Annotated in this window: 17 protein-coding genes and 1 pseudogene; 9 read left to right on the top strand and 9 right to left on the bottom strand. The window is 72.0% G+C overall.

The genetic code is table 11. The features are described from left to right. Positions 1–191 (top strand): annotated as a pseudogene (locus tag ACZ7HQ_RS18470) (tyrosinase family protein); the annotation flags it as partial. A 10-nt stretch (positions 192–201) separates the two neighbouring features. On the opposite strand, the gene ACZ7HQ_RS18465 reads toward ACZ7HQ_RS18470, so the two are convergent. After that, positions 202–894 (bottom strand): ribonuclease H family protein, encoded by a 693-nt coding sequence (locus tag ACZ7HQ_RS18465; RefSeq protein ID WP_470990663.1) that lies wholly within the window; start codon positions 892–894, stop codon positions 202–204. 77 nt (positions 895–971) lie between these two features. Beyond that, the gene (locus ACZ7HQ_RS18460; RefSeq protein ID WP_470990661.1) at positions 972–1,766 is read right to left on the bottom strand and encodes a VOC family protein; all 795 of its coding nucleotides are present in this window, start codon (positions 1,764–1,766) and stop codon (positions 972–974) included. Between the two features lie 145 nt (positions 1,767–1,911). On the opposite strand from ACZ7HQ_RS18460, the gene ACZ7HQ_RS18455 reads away from it, so the two are divergent. The 5 genes from ACZ7HQ_RS18455 to ACZ7HQ_RS18435 all read left to right on the top strand — a co-directional run bounded on the left by ACZ7HQ_RS18455 (position 1,912) and on the right by ACZ7HQ_RS18435 (position 7,576). Further along, a complete protein-coding gene (locus ACZ7HQ_RS18455; RefSeq protein ID WP_470990716.1) occupies positions 1,912–2,919 on the top strand; it encodes a zinc-binding alcohol dehydrogenase family protein in 1,008 nt (335 codons plus the stop codon). A gap of 229 nt (positions 2,920–3,148) precedes the next feature. Beyond that, complete coding sequence (locus ACZ7HQ_RS18450; protein WP_470990659.1) at positions 3,149–4,591, top strand: family 2B encapsulin nanocompartment shell protein; 1,443 nt, start codon at positions 3,149–3,151, stop codon at positions 4,589–4,591. Next, positions 4,500–5,663, top strand: a complete 1,164-nt coding sequence (locus tag ACZ7HQ_RS18445) for a family 2 encapsulin nanocompartment cargo protein terpene cyclase (RefSeq protein WP_470990714.1) — start codon at positions 4,500–4,502, stop codon at positions 5,661–5,663. The genes ACZ7HQ_RS18450 and ACZ7HQ_RS18445 overlap by 92 nt, the downstream gene beginning before the upstream one ends. Before the next feature lie 53 nt (positions 5,664–5,716). Beyond that, positions 5,717–6,601: a geranyl diphosphate 2-C-methyltransferase gene (locus ACZ7HQ_RS18440; protein ID WP_470990657.1), complete on the top strand. Its 885-nt coding sequence runs from the start codon at positions 5,717–5,719 to the stop codon at positions 6,599–6,601. Between the two features lie 99 nt (positions 6,602–6,700). Continuing rightward, entirely contained in the window at positions 6,701–7,576 is an 876-nt protein-coding gene (locus tag ACZ7HQ_RS18435) for an aminoglycoside phosphotransferase family protein (protein WP_470990655.1), read from the top strand. Positions 7,577–7,601: 25 nt separating this feature from the next. Here ACZ7HQ_RS18435 and ACZ7HQ_RS18430 read toward each other — a convergent pair whose 3' ends face one another. Further along, entirely contained in the window at positions 7,602–8,084 is a 483-nt protein-coding gene (locus ACZ7HQ_RS18430; protein ID WP_470990653.1) for a VOC family protein, read from the bottom strand. Between the two features lie 120 nt (positions 8,085–8,204). Between ACZ7HQ_RS18430 and ACZ7HQ_RS18425 the strand changes: the two genes are divergently transcribed. After that, the gene (locus ACZ7HQ_RS18425; RefSeq protein WP_470990651.1) at positions 8,205–9,404 is read left to right on the top strand and encodes an epoxide hydrolase family protein; all 1,200 of its coding nucleotides are present in this window, start codon (positions 8,205–8,207) and stop codon (positions 9,402–9,404) included. Positions 9,405–9,595: 191 nt separating this feature from the next. After that, entirely contained in the window at positions 9,596–10,483 is an 888-nt protein-coding gene (locus ACZ7HQ_RS18420) for an RNA polymerase sigma factor SigF (protein WP_470990649.1), read from the top strand. Positions 10,484–10,533: 50 nt separating this feature from the next. Here ACZ7HQ_RS18420 and ACZ7HQ_RS18415 read toward each other — a convergent pair whose 3' ends face one another. Then, complete coding sequence (locus ACZ7HQ_RS18415) at positions 10,534–10,986, bottom strand: ATP-binding protein (protein ID WP_470990647.1); 453 nt, start codon at positions 10,984–10,986, stop codon at positions 10,534–10,536. Between the two features lie 136 nt (positions 10,987–11,122). Further along, a complete protein-coding gene (locus tag ACZ7HQ_RS18410) occupies positions 11,123–12,448 on the bottom strand; it encodes a DUF6777 domain-containing protein (protein WP_470990645.1) in 1,326 nt (441 codons plus the stop codon). 189 nt (positions 12,449–12,637) lie between these two features. Here ACZ7HQ_RS18410 and ACZ7HQ_RS18405 point away from each other — a divergent pair, with 189 nt between their 5' ends. After that, a complete protein-coding gene (locus tag ACZ7HQ_RS18405; protein ID WP_470990643.1) occupies positions 12,638–13,906 on the top strand; it encodes a streptophobe family protein in 1,269 nt (422 codons plus the stop codon). A gap of 19 nt (positions 13,907–13,925) precedes the next feature. On the opposite strand, the gene ACZ7HQ_RS18400 is transcribed toward ACZ7HQ_RS18405, so the two are convergent. The 4 genes from ACZ7HQ_RS18400 to ACZ7HQ_RS18385 all read right to left on the bottom strand — a co-directional run bounded on the left by ACZ7HQ_RS18400 (position 13,926) and on the right by ACZ7HQ_RS18385 (position 18,291). Beyond that, complete coding sequence (locus tag ACZ7HQ_RS18400; RefSeq protein WP_470990641.1) at positions 13,926–14,915, bottom strand: serine/threonine-protein kinase; 990 nt, start codon at positions 14,913–14,915, stop codon at positions 13,926–13,928. Beyond that, positions 14,915–15,457, bottom strand: a complete 543-nt coding sequence (locus ACZ7HQ_RS18395; protein WP_470990639.1) for a hypothetical protein — start codon at positions 15,455–15,457, stop codon at positions 14,915–14,917. Before ACZ7HQ_RS18395 ends, ACZ7HQ_RS18400 begins: the two co-directional genes overlap by 1 nt. A gap of 8 nt (positions 15,458–15,465) precedes the next feature. After that, complete coding sequence (locus ACZ7HQ_RS18390) at positions 15,466–17,805, bottom strand: FHA domain-containing protein (RefSeq protein WP_470990637.1); 2,340 nt, start codon at positions 17,803–17,805, stop codon at positions 15,466–15,468. Between the two features lie 75 nt (positions 17,806–17,880). After that, positions 17,881–18,291: a hypothetical protein gene (locus ACZ7HQ_RS18385; RefSeq protein WP_470990635.1), complete on the bottom strand. Its 411-nt coding sequence runs from the start codon at positions 18,289–18,291 to the stop codon at positions 17,881–17,883. Between the last annotated feature and the right edge of the window lie 24 nt (positions 18,292–18,315).

Below are 18,315 nucleotides of genomic sequence, written 5' to 3'. Positions count from 1 at the left end.
TGTTCTGGCTGCACCACGCCTTCGTCGACAAGCTGTGGGCGCAGTGGCAGCAGCGGCACCCGGGCGCGGCCTACGTGCCGGGCGGTGGCACGCCGGACGTCGTGGACCTGGACGAGACGATGAAGCCGTGGAACGACGTGCGTCCGGCGGACCTGCTGGACCACACGAAGTTCTACACCTTCGACAGCTGAGGGCGGCCGGTCAGGCCTCGGCGGTCCGGCACTCCGGGTGGCCCCAGCCCTGCGCGTTCTTGGCGATGGACTCGCCGGCCGCGTAGGAGCGGCCGCACAGGCAGCGGCCGGGGAACTTCGCCTTGATCGTGCGGGAGGACGTTCCGCCGCCGGCGCCGCGGGGCGCCTTCCTGCGCGGTGCGGCCGCCTTCGCGGTGTCGGGCGACGCCGGTGGCTCGGGGGAGCCGAGCGCGCTGCCGGCCGCCTCCTGGACGGTGGCGGCCTGGCTGGCGGCGCGGTCGGCGAAGTCGTTCAGCGGGTCACCGTCGAGCTGGTGGGCCGGAACGTAGCGGAAGTCGACCGTCCGGCCGTCGAGGAGCGCGTCGATCCGGACGACGAGCTCCTGGTTGGCGACGGGCTTGCCGGCCGCGGTCCGCCAGCCGTTGCGTTTCCAGCCGGGCAGCCAGGTCGTGACGGCCTTCATCGCGTACTGGGAGTCCATCCGGATCTCCAGCGGCACGTCCGGCTCGACGGCTGTGAGCAGCCGCTCCAGTGCGGTGAGTTCGGCGACGTTGTTGGTGGCCCGGCCGAGCGGGCCCGCCTCCCAGCGGGCGGCGGTCCGCTCGTCGTCGGAGATCACCCACGCCCATCCGGCCGGTCCGGGGTTTCCCTTCGAAGCCCCGTCGCACGCGGCCACCACACGTTCACGCATGTGCCCGATCATGCCATGGCCGCGCGGGCGGCCGTGCCCGCGTCGTCCCGCGGGCGGCCCGGTCCGGGCGGCCAGGTCCGGGCGAGCGGTCAGACGTCCGTGACGGTCGGCATCTCCCCTTCGGTGGTCGTGATGTCGATCACGGAGAAGTTCGCGCCCTGCGGATCGCTGAGGGCCGCGAACCGGCCGAAGGGACTGCTCATCGGCCCGAACCGGAGGACACCGCCGAGCTTGGTGGCGCGCGCCACGGCCTCGTCGCAGTCGTCGACGGTGAAGTAGACGTTGACGTACGACGGCACCTCGGGCGGGAAGTCGTCGGTCATCCGCATCCGGCCGAGGACGGTGTCCTCGCCCACGTCGAACATCCGGAAGTCGACGGCCTGGTCCTCGATCTGCTTCATGCGGTACGGGAAGACGGCGGAGAAGAAGGTGTCGGCCTTCTCGGGCTCACGGGTGAAGACCTCGGCCCAGCAGTAGGCGCCCGGAACGGCCGTCGCCTCGAAGCCCTCGTGGGTGCCGCCCTGCCAGACACCGAACACGGCTCCGCTGGGCTCACGGGCCAGGCACATCGTGCCGAATTCGCCGACCTGCATCGGCTCCATGAGCACCTCGCCGCCGTTCTCGCGGATCTTGTCCGCGGTGGCGGCGGCGTCCGGCGAGGCGAAGTACAGGCACCACAGCGACTGGCCCTCCTGGCCGGGCATGGGCGGGACGACCGCGGCCACCGCCTTGCCGTCCACATAGGCCTGCGTGTAGTTGCCGTACTCCGACGACGACTCGCCGAAGGTCCAGCCGAGGACGTCGGCGTAGAAACGCTTGGCTCCCTCGACGTCGCTGAACATCGCATCGGCCCAACAGGGCGTTCCCTCGGGTTGAACGGCCATGCTCGCGGTCCTCCTGGTGTTGTGCTGCCCCCGGATGCTCACGCTAGCCAGCCCGCGGTCGGCCCGCGCGCCGAACGCGGGACCGTCGGACACTGGGTACGGGAACCGCTGCTCCGGAAGGGCGGACACGATGACGGCGCCGACGATGCGGGCCTGGTCCGTCGTGCGGCCCGGGCCCGTCGAGGGGGATCCGCTGCGGCTCGTGGAGCGGCTGCTGCCGCTGCCCGGCGTGGACGAGCTGCTGGTGCGGGTGCGTGCCTGCGGGGTGTGCCGGACCGATCTGCACGTCACCGAGGGTGACCTCCCGGTGCACCGGCCCGGCGTGACGCCCGGGCACGAGGTCGTCGGCGTGGTGGCGCGCACCGGATCCGGGGCCGGCGACTTCGCCACGGGTGACCGGGTGGGCGTGGCGTGGCTGCGCCGGACCGACGGGGTGTGCGCGTACTGCGCCCGGGGCGCCGAGAACCTGTGCCCGCGCTCGGAGTACACCGGCTGGGACGCCGACGGCGGCTACGCCGAGTACACCACCGTCCCGTCCGGCTTCGCCTACCGGCTGCCCGGCGCCCTGGACGACGTGGCGGCGGCGCCGCTGCTGTGCGCCGGGATCATCGGGTTCCGCGCGCTGCGCAGGACCGGGCTGCCCAAGGGCGGCCGGCTCGGCCTGTACGGCTTCGGGGGGAGCGCGCACCTGTGCGCGCAGATCGCTCTCGCCGAGGGTGCCACCGTGCACGTGATCACCCGGGAACCGGCTGCCCGCCGGCTGGCCCTGGAGCTGGGTGCCGCCTCCGCGCGGGACCTGCGCGAGCCGCCGCCGGAGCCGCTGGACGCCGCGATCCTGTTCGCCCCGGCCGGCGAACTGGTCCCCGTGGCGCTGCGCGCCCTCGACCGCGGAGGGGTGCTGGCGCTCGCCGGAATCCACCTGAGCGACGTGCCGCCGCTGCGCTACGAGAGCGACCTGTTCTACGAGAAGGAGCTGCGCAGCGTGACCTCCAACACCCGGGCGGACGGGCGGGAGTTCCTCACCCTGGCGGCCCGGTACGGCGTCCACGCGACCACGCACGCCTATCCGCTCGCCGAGGCCCCCAGAGCGCTGCGGGACCTGAAGGCCGGGCGCTTCGACGGGGCCGCGGTGCTGGTGAACGATCGGCCCTGATCCGGGCCGTCCCGGAGCCCGGGCGCAGGAGCGGACCACCAGCGCGTGATCAAGAAGCGCGCCTTTTTCCACCCCGAATCATGGGTTTACGCAACCAAGGCACGCAACCGCCCCCTTTGCGCCGTATCCCGGAGATCACCAAGGCTGTTTGGCTGGTCCCAGCGCACCGTCACCTTGCGCACCACCGACTCTTCAGGCCCCCCTTGTTCACCTCTCTGCTGGAGGGAATGTGTCCACACCGGACAGCGTCGTCGGTTCCGCCGTAGACGAGCCCGAACCCGATCCGACCGCAGACCGGCAGCTCACCAGCCTGAGCACCCGGGCGGCACGCCAGCTCGCCACGACCACCAAGTCCGAACCGCAGATGCAGGCCATCACCTCCCGGTGGCTGCTGAAGACGCTGCCGTGGATGGATGTCAAGGGCGGCACCTACCGGGTCAACCGGCGCCTCCAACTGCGCACGGGGCGCGGCCGGGTGAGCTTCGAGCACAACGGCGGGGACGACATCCGGGTCATTCCGCAGACGCTCACCGAACTGCCGATCCTGCGCGGCTACGACGACCTGGACGTGCTGACCGAGATCGCCGGCCGTTTCCAGAGCCGCGACGTACGCGCCGGACAGGTGCTGTTCGAGGCCGGACAGCCGGTCACCGAGGCCTATCTGGTGGTGCACGGCAGGTTCACCCGGTACACGGCCGGCAAGTACGGCGAGGAGGAGATCGTCGGGGTCGTCACCGACGGCGACCAGATGGGCGACGAGGCGGTCGGGCAGTCCGACCCGCTGTGGCTCACCTCGGTGCGGGCGGAGACCGCGGGCGTGGTGCTGGCCCTGCCCTGGGCCGTCGTCGAGGAGGTCATCGACCGGGTGCCGTCGCTGGGCGCCCATCTCCAGGCCTATGTCGACCGGCAGCGGCTGCCGATGAACCGCAAGGGCGAGGCCGAGGTTCCGGTGCAGGCCGGCCATGTCGGCGAGGAGACCCTGGCGGGCGGCTTCGTGGACTACGAACTCACCCCGCGCGAGTACGAGTTGTCCCTCACCCAGACCGTGCTGCGGGTGCACACCCGGGTCGCCGACCTCTACAACAACCCGATGGACCAGACCCAGCAGCAGCTGCGCCTCACGGTCGAGGAGATCCGCGAGCGCCAGGAGTGGGAGCTGGTCAACAACCGGGAGTTCGGGCTGCTGCACAACATCGACTACGGGCAGCGGATCAGCTCCTTCACCGGCCCGCCGACGCCCGACGACATGGACGAGCTGCTGTCCATGCGGCGCAGGACCAAGGTGTTCCTGGCCCACCCCAAGGCGATCGCGGCGTTCTTCCGGCAGTGCAACCGGCGCGGTCTGGTGCCCGGCACGGCGAGCGTCGACGGGCACGAGGTGCCGGCCTGGCGCGGGGTGCCGATCTACCCGTGCAGCAAGATCCCGATCAGTGACAACCACACCACCAGCATCATCGCGCTGCGCACGGGAGAGGCGGACCAGGGCGTCATCGGTCTCTACCAGACCGGCATCCCGGAGGAGTTCCAGCCGGGTCTCAACGTCCGCTTCATGGGCATCAACGAGCAGGCCGTCATCAACTATCTGGTCACCGCCTACTACTCGCTGGCCATCCTCGTCCCCGACGCGGCGGGAGTCCTGGAGAACGTCCAGCTCGGCCGGACCGCCGACTGACGGCCTGGAGAACACAACCATGAACGCATCCACCGACTCCTACGTCCTGCCCGGGCCGCCGAATATCGCCCGGAGCCTGCGCCCCGCCCGGCGCACCGGGGTCATCCCCGGACTGCACCACCGTCCGGCCGTACCGGCCGACCCCGAGAAGGCCGCCGAGATCGACCGCAGGCTGGAGGCCTGGGCCCGCGAGCTGGACCTGTTCCCCGAGGCGTGGAAGGGGGACTTCTCCGGCTTCCAGTTCGGCCGGGCCGTCGCACTCCAGCATCCGGGCGGCCTCGACCTGGACCGCCTCACGGCCGCCGGGAAGCTGCTGCTCGCCGAGAACATCGTGGACTCCTGCTACTGCGAGGAGGACGAGGGCCGGGGCGGATCACGGCGCGGTCTCGGCGGCCCGCTGATCATCGCCCAGTCGGCGCTGGATCCCTACCACGGCGTCCCGGAGCTGGAAGCGGAGTGGCGCGAGGGCATCCAGGCCGACGGTCCGCTGCGCTCGTACCACTTCGCCCTGGCGGACTTCGCGACCTTCGCCACCCCCAGCCAGACCGGCCGGTTCGTGCACGACATGGCCCGGCTGCACATGGGCTACCTGGGCGAGGCGGCCTGGATGGAGACCAAGTACACGCCGCGCGTCTGGGAGTACCTGGTGATGCGGCAGTTCAACAACTTCCGCCCCTGCCTGTCGCTCATCGACGCCGTGGACGGCTACGAACTGCCCGAACAGGTCTACGCCCGCCCGGAGATCCAGCGGATCACCGCCCTCGCCTGCAACGCGACCACGATCGTGAACGACCTGTACTCGTTCACCAAGGAGCTGGCGAGCGACCCGGACCACCTCAACCTGCCCCAGGTGGTCGCGGCCAACGACCGGCGCGGGCTGAAGGCGGCCTATCTGAAGTCCGTCGAGATCCACAACCGGATCATGGAGGCCTTCGAGGAGGAGTCCGCCGCCCTGTCGGCCACCTCACCGCTGGTCGCGCGGTACGCCGAGGGCCTGGCCGCGTGGGTCTCGGGCAACCACGAGTGGCACGCCACCAACACCCACCGATACCACCTGCCCGACTACTGGTAGACCCCCCACCCGCTCAACTGAAGCGCCATCAGAAACACCTCGAGGAGCAACTGTTGACCACCGCCCCTGTCGCCCGGAAGATCACCGCGTCAACTCCGGTGCCGACCCAGTCCACGTACCAGAACCGCGTCGCGGACTACTGGAACGCCGAGGAGAACCCGGTCAACCTCGAACTCGGAAAGATCGACGACCTCTACCACCACCATTACGGCATCGGGGAGGCCGACTGGGCGGTGCTCGACGAGCCCGACCCCGAGCTGCGCAAGGAGCGGATCACCACCGAGCTGCACCGCCTGGAGCACGCCCAGGCCGAGCTGCTGGCCCGCCACCTCGGTTCGCTCACGCCCGCCGACCGGGTCTTCGACGCCGGCTGTGGCCGGGGCGGCGGCAGCATCGTGGCGAACCTACGCCACGGCTGCCACGCCGACGGGGTCACCATCTCCGCCAAGCAGGCCGACTTCGCCAACGAGATGGCCCGCAAGCGGGGAGTCGCCGACAAGGTGCGCTACCACCACCGGAACATGCTGGACACCGGTTTCGAATCGGGTGCGTACGCGGCCTCGTGGAACAACGAGTCCACGATGTACGTCGAACTGGAGCTGCTGTTCGCCGAGCACGCCCGGCTGCTGCGCCGCGGTGGACGCTATGTGACGATCACCGGCTGCTACAACGACACCTACGGCCGAGCCTCACGCGAGGTGTCGCTGATCAACGCCCACTACATCTGTGACATCCACCCGCGCTCGGAGTACTTCAGGGCGATGGCCCGCAACCGTCTGGTGCCGGTCCACGTCGAGGACCTGACCGAGGCCACGATCCCCTACTGGGAACTGCGCAAGCAGGCCGGCCACCTGGTCACGGGCATCGAGGACACCTTCCTCGACGCCTACCGCAACGGCAGCTTCCAGTACCTGCTGATCGCGGCCGACCGGGTCTGAGCCGGGAAGGCGCGTCAGGGAAATCCGGTCGACAGCGAGGGCGCCGAGGCGCTGTCATGGGCTCCGATGAGTGCTCATGACAGCCGGAGACCGCCGAAGATGCATGCGGACGAGGTCGACCTCGACGCCCCGCTGGTCCGGCGCCTGATCGCCCGCCGGTTTCCGCGCTGGGCCGCACTGCCGGTACGGCGCCTCGCCTCGTCCGGGACCGAGAACGCCATGTTCCGGCTGGGCGGCGACCTGCTGGTACGGCTGCCCCGCCGGCCCGGCGCCGTACCGGACCTGACGCACGAGCAGCGCTGGCTGCCCCGGCTCGGGCCGCTGCTGCCCGTCGCCGTGCCCGAGCCGGTGGGAGTGGGCGAGCCGGACGAGGGCTTTCCGTGGCCCTGGTCCGTCTACCGCTGGCTGGAGGGACACAATCCGGTGGCGGGCGCCGTGGGGCAGCCGGAGCGGCTGGCCGAGGACCTCGCGGCGTTCGTGCGCGCGCTGCGCCGGATCGCCCCTCAGGACGGGCCGCCCGGGTACCGGGGCGGCCCCTTGTGCGACCGGGACGAACCCACCCGCGCCGCCGTCGCCGAACTGGGCGGCAGGGTCGACGGCGACGCGGTGACGGCCCTGTGGGAGCGGTCCCTGCGCGCCCCGGAGCACACCGGCCCTCCGGTGTGGGCCCACGGGGACCTCTCCCCCGGCAACGTGCTGGTCGAGGCGGGCCTGCTGAGCGCGGTCATCGACTTCGGCTGTGCGGGGGTGGGCGACCCGGCCGTGGATCTGATCGTGGCCTGGAACCTGCTCCCCGCCTCCGTCCGGGACGTCTTCCGCGAGGCCGTCGGCGCGGACGACGCGGAATGGGCGCGGGGGCGGGGCTGGGCGCTGTCGATCTCGCTGATCCAGTTGCCGTACTACTGGGACACCAACCCGGCCCTGGCGGAGAACTCCCGGCATGTGATCACCGAGATCCTCGCCGAGGCCGGGTGAAGGCCGAGAAGCCGGGTGGGGGCCGCTACTCCCCCGCGTACGCCCTCTCCAGCGCGGCGACGTCCAGCTTGCCCATGCCCATCATGGCCTTCATGGTGCGGTCCGCCTTCTCCCGGTCGGGGTCGCCGAGCAGCTCGGTCATCCGGTCGTAGACGACCTGCCAGGAGACGCCGTACTTGTCCTTGAGCCAGCCGCAGGAGCCGCCCTCGCCGCCGTCCTCGGTGAGTTTGGTCCAGTAGGAGTCGATCTCCTCCTGATCGGCACAGAGGATCTGGAAGGAGACGGCCTCGTTGAAGGTGAACTCGGGGCCGCCGTTGAGGGCGATGAACTTCTGGCCGTTGGCCGTGAACTCGACGACCAGCACGGAACCGGCCTGGCCGGGGCTGGCCTCGGTGTGGCGGCTGACGCGGCCGATGCTGGAGTTCTTGAAGACCGACACATAGAACTCGGCGGCCTCCTCGGCCTGGCCGTCGAACCACAGACACGTGACGAATCCGTCGGCGGTCATGAGTACCTCCTGGGCGGGGAACGCGGTCAGGTAGGTCGACTGGTCCTCGCGGCGAAACTCATCGGCCGGACCGGCGAATAATCCGGGCGGGTGAACGGCGTCCCGCCTAGCCTTCCGATCATGACCTCCACGCCTGCCGAACGCATCGCACCCTTCCGGCTGTCCGTCCCGCAGAGCGACATCGACGACCTGTACGACCGTCTCGACCGCACCCGCTGGCCGGCCGAGCTGCCCGGAGCCGGCTGGGAGTACGGCGTCCCGGCCGGCTATCTGCGGGAGCTGGTCCGGTACTGGCGGCACGAGTACGACTGGCGCGCCGCCGAGGCCGAGCTGAACCGGTGGCCGCAGTTCACCACCACGATCGACGGCGCCAACATCCACTTCGCCCACGTCCGCTCGCCAGAGCCGGACGCCACGCCGCTGATGCTCACCCATGGCTGGCCGGGCTCCGTCGCGGAGTTCCTGGACGTGGTCGGCCCGCTCACCGACCCGGTATCGCACGGCGGGGACGCGGCCGACGCCTTCCACGTCGTCGTGCCGAGCATCCCCGGCTTCGGGCTGTCCGGGCCCACCACCGAGCGGGGCTGGGAGGCGCGCCGGGTGGCCGACGCCTGGGTGGAGCTGATGCGGCGGCTCGGTTACGAGCGGTTCGGACTGCAGGGCGGCGACTGGGGCGCGGCGATCTCGCGCGAGCTGGGCCGCGTCCATCCGGACCGGGTGATCGGCGTCCACCTCAATCTGCTGCCCGGCGCACAGGCGGCCACGGAGCCGGCCGAGGAGGAGCTGGCCGCACTCGGCCCCGAGGAACGGGAGCGGACGCTGCGGTCCTGGCGCCGGTGGGACGCCTGGATGCGGGACGGCGCCGGGTACGCCGCCCTGCAGTCCACCCGCCCGCACACCCTCGCCTACGCCCTGACGGATTCGCCCGTCGGACAACTCGCCTGGATCATCGAGAAGTTCCGGGAGTGGGCGGACTGCGAGGAGCTGCCGGAGGAGGCGGTGAACCGGGACCGGCTGCTGACCAACGTGATGCTGTACTGGCTGACCGGTACGGCGGGTTCGTCCGCCCGCGTCTACTACGAGCGGGCCCATGTCACGGGCGAGCGGGCCGCCCGGCCGGCCGAGCCGTCGACCGCGCCCACCGCACTGGCCGTGTTCCCGGCCGACCCCCAGATGCCGCTGCGGCACAAGGCCGAGCGCACCGAGAACCTCGTCCGCTGGACCGAGTTCGACCGCGGCGGCCACTTCGCGGCCCTGGAGGAACCGGACCTGCTGGTCCCGGACGTCCGGGCGTTCTTCCGCCGGCTCCACGAGAAGTGACCGAACCACCGTGGCAAGCGCCCGGGTCAGCGACCGTTTCGCGCCACGCCGCGGCGAAGCGTGCATGCACGACGTGACCGGGGGTACCCGCCCCGTGAGCGGCACCGCAGACACGCTTCGAACGCCGGGATTTCGGGTATCCGGCATAAATGGTGGGAAACGGAAAAACCGTGACTTTCGTGGGAGAGGTAATGAAAACCGCCGGGATCCGGTCAGAAGCAGAGGTCACCGAGAGGACCGAGCAGGACAGGACGGGCGAGGGATCACTGCCTGGTATCGCGGACCCGGCGTCCGTCGCGCCGCGTGACGCACGGGAGTTGTCCCGCCAGTTCTTCCGCCGGCTTGCGGAACTGGAGGAGGGCACGCACGAGTACCAGTACGCGCGCAACACCCTCATCGAGATGAACATGTCACTGGTCCGGTTCGCGGCCGGACGGTTCCGGGGCCGCGGCGACGACATGGAGGACATCGTCCAGACCGGCATGATCGGCCTGATCAAGGCCATCGACCGGTTCGAGCTGGCACGCGAGGTGGAGTTCACCTCCTTCGCGCTGCCCTACATCGTGGGCGAGATCAAGCGGTTCTTCCGGGACACCACATGGGCGGTGCACGTGCCGCGCCGGCTCCAGGAGCTGCGGGTGGAGCTGGCCAAGGCACGCGAGGAGCTGTCCAGCCGGCTGGACCGGGACCCGACGCTGGGCGAGCTGGCGACCCTCATGAACATCTCGGAGGACGAGGTGGTCGAGGCCCAGCTCGCCTCCAACGGGTACAACTCCGCCTCCCTCGACGCCGCGCTCACCGGCGACGGCGCGGAGGACGGCGAGGCGGTCCTCGCCGACTTCATCGGCGTGGAGGAGGAGGGACTGCGGCTCGTCGAGGACTTCCACGCGCTCGCCCCGCTGATGGCGGAGCTCAGCGAGCGGGACCGGCAGATCATCCATCTCCGGTTCGTCGAGGAGGCCACCCAGGCGGAGATCGGGGAACGGCTCGGCTGCTCCCAGATGCACGTGTCCCGGCTGATCAAGCGGATCATCACCCGGCTGCGTGAGGGCATGCTGGGCGAGCTGGGCTGCGCCTGAGGCGGCGCGGAGAGCGGCCAGGCCCTGAGGTGGCGGACGCGTCCGCCGCCTCAGGGCTGCAGTTCGAAGCGGGCCCGCACGCGCTTGCCGACGGGTACGTGTTCCGCGGTGACCTCCGAGGCCAGGGCGCAGACGATCTCCAGACCGTGCCGTCCGACGCGTTCGGGGTCCTTGGGGTAGCGCAGGGGCAGGGCGGAGCTGCTGTCGTAGACGGACACCGTGACCGCGCTGTCCGTGCCCTCCAGTTCCAGGATGTACGGGCCGTTGCTGTGGCGGTCGGCGTTGGTCACGAGTTCGCTCACGACCAGCAGCAGCTCGCCGTCCGCGCGCCGGTCGGCGGTGGCGCACCACTCGGTTCGCAGCTGTTGCAGGAACTGGGACGCGAACGCGCGCGCCTCGGCGATGCATCCGGGTTCACCGGTGTAGTGAGCCGCCCGCCGCAGCGGCTCCACGGGTACGTCGAAACCAGTCGGTATCACTGCCCCGCCCAGATGCTTCGTCATGCCGTCTCTCTCGAATACCCGGCCCGGCCGGTCGTCTGTCGCATCTGTCCTCGTACCCCGAGCCGGGCCCGGCAGTCCCCCGAGGCGTTCGCCCACCGCGCACAGTGGCGATGCTCACGCGGCGGAGGCCCCGCGTTCACGCCGAGGGCGAGCCCTCCGGCTCCTGCTGCGGGGACGCGACCGCCGAGTCGCCGGGCTCGGACGACTGCTCGCTCGAGGTCCCGGCCGACGGGGATTCCCCGGACGGAGACGCCGGCCCGGCCGAGGAGGGCCCGGACGACGGCTCCGGCCCCGACGACTCCGACGTAGAGGACGAAGAGGACGAGGACGAAGAGGACGTCGGGGGCGAACTCGACGGCGTCGGTGAGGACGAAGACGACGAAGGTGTTGAAGAGGACGAAGGGGGCGAGGCCGACGTCGACGGGCTCGGTTTGCCCGACGTGGACCGGCACGGCTTCGGTGAGGCGCCCGGCGTCCCGGTCGTACCCGGCGAGGGCGGGCACGGCTCCGGCGGGTTCCAGGGGTGCGGGGAGACCGGCGGCCTTGCGTGCTGGTCGTGCCGGCAGTCGTGGTCGCCGCGGTGGCGCTGGATCCAGTCGTGGCGGTGGGCGTCGTAGAGCACGAAGACGTTGACCACCGTCGGTGCGGGTGTCACCACGACCACGTTCGAGGACCGGTACGAGGCCCAGCGGGTGCCCACCAGCTTCGGCGCGGCCTTCTGGGCGACCGGCGAGGCGAGCGGGTTGCCGCAGGCACAGCGGACGCGGGGTACGCCATGGCCGTCCACCAGCACGGCGGTACCCGCCTGGAGCACCGACTGGTAGGCGGAGGCGGTGCCGTTGCGGTAGCCGTGGTTGGTGACCCGGGTGTCGACACGCAGCTGGACCGGGGTCAGCGAGCGCAGATAGGCAGGAACGCCGGACGGCCGGACGCCGGCCACGGCGGCGAACGCCTTGTTCCTGCCCGGGTCGGCCTGGAACGCCTTGACCTGTTTCTCGACATCGCAGGCGGGCGCGCTCTGGGTGCCGCCGTACAGGCCGGGCGCCCCGCCCTCGACCCCCTGCACCGCGTTGGCCGTGCCCGAGGACGCCGCGGAGGCGGAGGGCGGCGGTGGGGGCGGGGTGGAACTCTGCTTCGCGGTCGATTCGGTGAACGGGTCCTGGCCACTGCTGTTGGCCGACTGCAGGAAGACCTCGCCGCCCCTGGCGGACGATCCGCCACCCGGACGGGTGAAGACCACCACGAGGACCACGGCTGCGACGACGGCGGTGCTCAGGGCTGCCACGCGGGGCGCCGACTTCCACCACGGCCCGTGCGGCCCCTTGGATCCGGCGCCGCTGCCCGGCGGTCCCGCGGGCGGCGGTCCGGAGGGGGGCGGTCCGGAGGGGGGCCGGGCGGAGCCCGACAGCGGGCCGGAAGGCGGTCCGGTCGGGTGGCCGGAAGACGGAGGTTCGGCGCTCACGAGCACTTCTTCCCGTCGCGATCGCCGCGGTGCGCGGCGAGATGCGCGGCTTTTCTCAGTCACATCCCTTTTGGTGCACCTGGCTGCACATTGATCCCATTGTGTGTCGCACCGTGCTGAGGCTCGCAAGCCGACGCGGACAGCCCACCCGGCGGGCGCGTCGCCCGGAGGCTGCTTAGCGTGGCAGGCGTGAGCGCTCCGACCGTCTCCACGCGGCCCGCCGCCCACCACGGCTGGGCGCGGGCCGTGGCCACGGTGCTGACCGGGCTGGCCGTCATGGTGCTCGTGGGGGCCCTCGGGCTGTGGGCGGCAGGAGCGGCGGGCCTGCCGGACGGCGCGTTCCCGAGGGTGGTCTGCGCGACCCTGGTCACGGCGGTGGGCGGCAGCGTGGAGCTCTCCGGCGACGCGGGCGTGCTGGCGCAGACCCAGGCCGGGATCACCGTGATCCCCCTGTCGGTGACCCTCGCCGGCGCCCTGGTCGTCGGCGCGGGCTTCCTGCGCCCGCTGCGGCACCGCGCGGTCGCCTCGGCCGGTGAACTGGCCGGCTGGGCGGCACGGATCGCGGTGCTGTGGCTGCTCGTGCTCATCGGCCTTGCCCTCGGCGCCCGGCAGACCTTCGCCGTCGACGTGGGCAGCGGCACCCTCAGCGACCTGACCGGGCTGTTCGACGTGGCGCCGAAGGTCGGCTTCACCACGGACGTGCCGCTGACGGTGCTGTTCGGCCTGCTGTGGCTGGCCGGGGTGCTGCTGCTGGCGCTGCTGGTCGCGTACGGGGCGCCGCTGCCGGGGCGGCTGCTGCGTTTCCAGGAGTCGGTGCGACCGGCGGCGCACGCGACGGTGGTCCTACTGCTCGCGTACGTCGTCGTCGGCCTCGTCATCGCGCTGATCACGGCGGCCACCCGCGGGCACGCCGCGGCGAGCTTCGCGCTGATCCTCCTCGGTCTGCCCAACCTGGCCTGGCTGGCCCTCACCCTCGGCATGGGGGCAACGTGGAACGGCCGCGTGGACGGCCCGTTCGGCCTGCCGATGCCGCACGTCCTGGACGTCATCCTGCGCACCCCGGACGTCTCCGCGCTGAACCTCGGCTCGCTCACCGCGCACGACGGCCGGTGGTGGTGGTTGCTGGTCGTGAACGTGATCCTGCTGCCGGCCGTGGCCTTCCGGATGGCGGCCCGCTCTCCGGCCCGGATCCGCCCGTGGCAGCACGCCGTCCACCTGGCCGTGGCGCTGGCGCTGGCGGTGCTGATGATCTGCCTGACGGGCCGACTCTCGGCGCACTACGGACTCTCCCTGCTCGGCATCGGCGACCTGGGCGGCGGAATGTCCGGAGAGCTCTTCCTCAGGCCCCGGCTGTGGCAGGCGGTGGGGCTGGGCGCACTGTGGGGTCTGGCCGCGGGCTTCCTGGGCGGCCTGCTGGCGCTCCCGCTGCACCGCCGGGGAGAAGTGGACCGGCCGTAGAGGGGCGGCCTTCGGGGCCTCAGGTCCCGAACACCGGCTCCGCCCAGTGCGGGGGCCGCAGGGCCCCGGCCGTCGGGTGGTCCGTCTCCCTGTCGGGCCCGGCCGCGGGGCGGGGACGGGACGGGTCCGGGGCGTCCGCCATGGCGGTGCGCAAGGCGGCGACGAAGGCCAGACAGGTGTCGTAACGGGCGTCCGGACTCTTGGCGAGGGCCCTGGCGAAGACCGGGTCGACGGCCGGGGTGAGGCCGGGGCGGGCCTCGCTCGGCGGGGGCGGCTCGTCGTACTGGTGGGCCCAGAGCAGGGCCATGTCGTCGTCCCGCAGGAAGGGGGGACGGCCGGCGAGGCTCTCGTACACCACACAGGCCAGCCCGTAGACGTCACAGCGGCCGTCGACCGGGCGGCCGGAGATCTGCTCGGGGGCCACGTAGTCGAGGGTGCCGACGAACTGTCCGACGCTGGTGAACCCGGTCAGCGACAGCGACTTCTTGGTGAGCCCGAAGTCGGTGAGGTACACGTGCTCGGGGTGGTCGCTGTCGATGCCCTCCGCGACCAGGATGTTGCCGGGCTTGACGTCCCGGTGGACCAGACCGTGTTCGTGCGCGGCGTCGAGGGCGGAGGCCACCTGCGCGGCGATCCGCACGGCGTCCGGCAGCGCCAGCGGTCCGCGCAGGTCGAGGAGACGGCGCAGATCGCTGCCGGAGACGTACCGCATGGCGATGTAGAGCACCCCGTCCGTCTCGCCGGCCTCGAAGACCGGCACGATGTGCGGGTGGTCGATCGCCGCGGCCACCTGGGACTCATGGGTGAAACGCCTGCGGAAGGTGTCGTTGCGGGCGAGTTCGGGCGCGAGCAGCTTGAGGGCGACCGTGCGGTCCAGCCGCAGGTCGCGGGCGCGGTAGACGACGGCCATGCCGCCGCGCCCGATCTCGCTCTGCACCAGGTAGCCCGCGACGTGCCGCCCGATCAGTTCCGCGGGCCGGCCGGAGAACAGGCTGGTCTCGCGCGCCATCAGCGCTCACCCTCGGGTGCGACCAGCCGGGTCGGGGCGTGCCCGGTGTCGTCCTCGCCGGTGACCGCCCGGTCGGGGGCGTAGGTGGTCAGCCGCCGCCCGTCGGCGTACATCCACCCACCTTCCTGGGGGTCGTACACCCACATGGACTCGCCGTCGACGACGATCCCGATCCTGAGGCCCCGGGTGCGGTTCTCGAAGCCCTCGCCGTCCAGTGCGCCGGCGGCCAGTTCCTCCACCGCGGACCGGTAGGCGGCCAGGGCCTGTTCGGCACGGGCCAGCAGCGGGCGTGGGTCGGCGGTGGCGTCGGGGCCCTCGGCGGCGGGCGGGTCCTCGGGCACGGCGACCAGCCGGCGGCCGTCCACCCAGGCGGCCCAGCCGTTGGCGCAGCAGATGTGGGCCCAGTCGCCGCGTCGCTCCACGAGCCGCACCGGCAGCAGCGGATCGAGGGGCACGGTGGGCCGGGCCGGGTCGGGGGCCTCCCAGGCGGCCAGGCCGCGCGGGGGGACCACGTGGGTGGGCTGGAACCCGGGGCTCTTCATGGCGCCGCCTACTTCCGCATCACGACCGGCTCGTGCCGGCGCAGCAGCCAGGCGACCGTGCACCCGTACCCGGCGGCCAGCACCACCAGCATGGCCAGATCGAGCAGCCAGACGCCCGCCGAGTGCCGGAAGAGAGGGTCGTCGGTCAGGCGGCCGGGGACGATCCGCGACAGTCCGACCGTGCCGGCCATGGCGCCAAGCGCCCACCGGGAGGGCACGAGCCAGGACAGCTGTTCCAGGCCCGGCACACCGCTGAGCTTGAGCAGCGCTCCGCAGAACACGACCTGGACGACGGCGAGCAGCACCAGCAACGGCATCGTCACCTCCTCCTTGCGCACCAGCGCGGAGACCAGCAGGCCGAGCATCATCGCGGTGAAGGCGAGCAGGGCGACGGCCAGGGTGATCTCGGCGAGCGGCGGCAGCAGGACGCCCCGGCCGCCGGGGGTGTTCAGGTCGACGCCGAGGAGGGCGACGAGGGTGAGGACGACGGCCTGGGCGACGCTGATCGTGCCCAGCACCACGATCTTGGACATCAGATAGGCCGAACGTGGCAGGCCGACGGCGCGTTCGCGCTGGTGGACGACGCGTTCCTTGACGAGTTCGCGCACCGCGTTGGCGGCGCCGGTCAGTACGGCGCCGACACACAGGATGAGCAGTGCGTTCATCGCAGTGTCGGGCGCGAGCCGGCCGCCCGCGAGGGCCCGGGCCATGGCTCCCATGACGAACGGCAGGGCGATCATGACGACGAGGAAGGTGCGGTCGGCCCCGAGGACGGCGGCGTAGCGGCGGACCAGGGTGCCGAGCTGGGCGCCCCAGCGGCGCGGGCGCGGCGGCGGAGCCGGGGGGCCGGGGGCCGGGCCCGGGTGGCGGGGCTGGGTGGTGGACTCGGTGATGTAGTGCCGGTGGAAAGGCGAGTCGCGGTACTCCTTCGCCCAGTCGCGGTCCGGGTCGCGGTCGAACGCCTCGAAGGCCTCCGGCCACTGCTCGAAGCCGAAGAAGGGCAGGGCGTCGCCGGGCGGGCCGTAGTAGGCCACCCTGCCGCCGGGGGCGAGCACCAGGAGGCGGTCGCAGACGCCGAGGCTGAGGACGCTGTGGGTGACCACGATGATGGTGCGGCCGTCGTCGGCGAGGCCGCGCAGCATGTGCATCACCGAGCGGTCCATGCCGGGGTCGAGGCCCGAGGTCGGCTCGTCCAGGAAGAGCAGCGAGGGTTTGGTGAGCAGTTCCAGGGCGACGCTGACCCGCTTGCGCTGACCGCCGGAGAGGCTGTGCACGGGCTGGTCGGCGCGCTGTCCGAGCCCGAGTTCCCGGATGACCTCGTCCACCCGGGCGCGCCGCTCGTCCCGGCCGGTGTCCTCGGGGAAGCGCAGTTCGGCGGCGTAGGAGAGGGCGGCGCGCACGGTGAGCTGCGGATGCAGGATGTCGTCCTGCGGCACCAGGCCGATGCGCTGGCGCAGTTCGGCGTAGTCGCGGTAGAGGTCACGGCCGTCGTACAGGACGGTGCCGCGGTCGGCGGGCCGCTGCCCGGTGAGGGCGTTCAGCAGCGTGGACTTGCCGGCGCCGCTCGGTCCGACCACGGCGAGCAGGCACTTCTCGCCGACCGGGAAGGACACGTGGTCGAGGAGCACCTTGCGGCCGTCGTCGACGGCGACGGTGAGGTCCTGGACGTCGAGGGCCACCTCGCCGGTGTCGACGTACTCCTGGAGTTCGGCGCCGACCAGGCAGAACGCGGAGTGGCCGACGCCCACGACGTCCCCGGGGCCGAGGGCCGCGCGGGTGACCGGCCGGCCGTTGAGGTAGGTTCCGTTGTGGCTGCCGAGGTCGACGATCTCGTACGAGCCGTCGGCGCGGGCGCGCAGTTCGGCATGGTGCCGGGAGACGATCAGGTCGTCCACCACGAGGTCGTTGTCCGCGGCGCGGCCGATGCGGACCGTGCGCGTGGGCAGCGGGCGGACGCTGGCGGGCCGGCGGAAGGTGCCGGTCAGCAGGGGCAGCGACACCGCGGAGGGCCGGTCGGGCGCGGGGGGCGGGACTTCGGCGAGGACGGCGCGGGGGCCGTCGGTGGGGTTGCCGAAGCGGATCACGCTGCCGGGGCGCACGCCCCACTCGTCGATCCTGCGGCCGTCGGCGTACGTGCCGTTGGTGCTGTGCCGGTCCGTCAGCGTCCAGCGGTCGTGGTCGCAGCGCAGCACGGCGTGGTGCCACGAGACCCGGGCATCGTCGAGGACGATGTCGCTCACCGGGTCACGTCCGACCTGGTAGTCGTGGCCCGGGCTCATGACCGTGGAGCCCGTGTCGGTCTCCAGGACGAGTTCGGGCGCCGTCGGGGCGACCGACCGCTCCGCCATGGCCAGAATTCTACCGATTCGCTCACCTGTGCGCCCGGCGCCAAGGGCCTGTGACCCTGGGCGGACGGACACGTGTCAGGCGACGGGCACGACGAGCACCGGCAGCGTGCGCTGCATGCGCAGCGCGTCGACGGACTCGGCGAGCAGTTCGTACTCGGTGGTGTCGTCGCTGGCGGCGATCCGCACCAGCCGTCCGCCCGCCAGTTCGTCGGCCACCCGTTCCTGCCGGACATCGTCGGCACACCAGGCGCGCAGCAGGGCGGGCACATCGGCGACCGTGTCCGCGACCGGCACCAGCGCGCCCGCCGGGAAGGCGGGGTTCTCCGGGCTGGGGTCGAGGCGCTCGGCGATCCAGGACGCCCGGTCCCGCAGCCACCACAGGGCCAGGGCCAGTGTCGGCGCGCGATAGGTGCCGAGCGGTACCCCGATGCGCCGGCCGTCGCACATGCCGTACGCCGTGACATGGCACAGGAATTCGTCGTGCACGTCTCACTCCCCCGTCGCCTCGCT

Source organism: Streptomyces sp. NPDC037290 (assembly GCF_055603245.1).
Note: the sequence above shows the minus strand (reverse complement) of the source record. Positions and strands in the feature narration are given on the sequence as shown.